2 protein-coding genes and 1 riboswitch are annotated in these 2,051 nt (G+C 71.4%); of the genes, one reads left to right on the top strand and one right to left on the bottom strand.

The features are described 5' to 3' along the window. The coding region (gene cbiE / locus Q8814_RS25925; protein WP_330154798.1) for a precorrin-6y C5,15-methyltransferase (decarboxylating) subunit CbiE at positions 1 to 482 on the bottom strand (482 nt) is incomplete at its 3' end. A gap of 40 nt (positions 483 to 522) precedes the next feature. After that, a riboswitch (cobalamin riboswitch) is annotated at positions 523 to 717 on the top strand. A 37-nt stretch (positions 718 to 754) separates the two neighbouring features. Between cbiE and Q8814_RS25920 the strand changes: the two genes are divergently transcribed. Then, the coding region (locus Q8814_RS25920) for an ATP-binding protein (protein ID WP_330154797.1) at positions 755 to 2,051 on the top strand (1,297 nt) is incomplete at its 3' end.

The following is a 2,051-nucleotide window of genomic DNA, read 5'->3' as shown; positions in this document are numbered from 1 at the left end:
AGCAACCGAGCGACCGTCGAAAGGCTCGACGGGTCCGAGGTCAGCACGATCAGGCGGCGGTCGCGGGTCAGGTAGCGGCGCAGGGCGCCGACGTCCCGCCCGACGAGTGTGACGGTGTCGCAGTCCTCCGCGGCCCAGCCCATGCGGGCACGAGCCAGAGCAACCGACGACACCGCGGGAATCACGCGGACCGCGTCGCGGCCGAGCCGCCGGATCAGCGTCGTCCCGATCCCGGAGACGAGCGGATCACCGGACGCAAGGGCGACGACCCGTCGTCCGGCATACCGCGCGAGCAGACCATCCAGGCCGTTCAGCAGCGGCGACGGCCACCGCTCGTGGGCCGCATCGGTCGGCGGCACCAGCTCGAGATGGCGGCGGCCACCGAGCAGGACATCGGCGCTCAGCACGTGCGCGCGTCCGTCCGGCGCGACGCTGTCCCAGCCGTCGGCACCCATGCCGACGACGGTGATCGAAGAACCCATGGCGGTGAACCCTAGTGCAGCGGGTGTGGATAGACTCGGCCGCGGCAAGACAATCGAAGGTGCCCCTCACGGGGATAATCGGGAAGCCGGTGTGAATCCGGCACAGGCCCGCTGCGGTGACCTGGGAGCTGTCGATCATGCGCATCCGCGCAGCCACTGGACCTGACGGTCCGGGAAGGCGATCGACCAGCGACGATCAGGAAGTCCGAATACCGGCCTTCGATTCAGCTGCCGAAGAGAACGTCCCAGCGGGAGCCTGTGGAGGATCGAAAGTGCACGTGTATCCGTTCAGCGCCGTCGTCGGTTCCGACGACCTGGCGCTTGCCCTGACCCTGTGCGCCGTGTCGCCCGACATCGGCGGGGTGCTGGTCCGCGGCGAGAAGGGCACCGCGAAATCGACGATGGTCCGCGCGCAGGCCGCCCTGTTGCCGCAGGTCGACGAGGTCGAAGGTTGTCGCTTCGCGTGCAATCCGCACTCCCCCGACCCGTCCTGCCCCGACGGGCCGCACCCCGCCGACGCAACCGGCCGCGGTCGTCCGGCGCGGCTCGTGGAACTGCCCGTCGGCGCCACCGAGGACCGGGTCACCGGATCATTGCACCTGCAGAAAGCGCTGTCGGCCGGCACCGCGGAATACGAACCCGGATTGCTGGCGCTCGCGCACCGTGGCGTGCTGTATGTCGACGAGGTGAATCTGCTGCACGATCACCTCGTCGACCTGCTGCTCGACGCCGCCGCGATGGGTCGCTGCACCGTCGAGCGCGACGGGGTGTCGGTCACGCACGCCGCGCGATTCGTGCTGGTCGGCACCATGAATCCGGAAGAAGGTGAACTCCGGCCGCAACTGCTGGACCGGTTCGGCCTGACGGTCGAGGTGGCCGCGCCGCGCGATCCGCGGCAACGGGCCGAGATCGTGCGGCGACGCCTGGCATTCGACTCCGATCCCGAGACGTTCACCGCGCAGTGGGCAGGTGCCGAGGCGACGCTGTCCGAGCGTATCGCCGGCGCCCGCGACCGGCTGCGCCACGTGCGGCTCACCGACGCGTCCCTCGTCGCGATCGCCGAGGTGTGCGCGGCGTTCGACGTCGACGGCATGCGCGCCGATCTGGTGACCGCGAAAACCGCCGTGGCGCATGCGGCGTGGGCCGGTCGCGACGAGGTCACCCGCGACGACATCGCGGTCGCCGCGAAACTCGCGCTGCCGCACCGCCGGCGCCGCAACCCGTTCGACTCACCGGGAATGGACGAGGAACTGCTCGACGAGTTGCTCGGCGATCCGGAACCGGAGCAGCCGGAGCCCGACGACGACCCGGACGGCGGCGGCGCCCCGGAGCCGTCGGACGGCGCCACGACGGATTCCGGAGTCGGCGAGTCGCCGACCACCGTCGACACACCCACCGAGCCGTACCGCACGCGGGTGTTCACCGCCGAACGCACCGGCCGCGGCGCCGCGGGAAGGCGGTCGCGGGCGCGCACCACCATCGGCCGCACCGTCGGTGAGCGCCGCGGCGACACCGGGCCGATCCACCTGCCCGCAACCATCCGCGCCACCGCACTGACCCCGTGCGCGG

It is taken from the genome of Rhodococcus chondri (genome assembly GCF_036327435.1).
In the GTDB taxonomy this organism is placed as follows: Bacteria; Actinomycetota; Actinomycetes; order Mycobacteriales; family Mycobacteriaceae; genus Rhodococcus; species Rhodococcus chondri.
The sequence above is the reverse complement of the archived record's forward strand: the minus strand, read 5'-3'. Positions and strand labels throughout refer to the sequence as shown.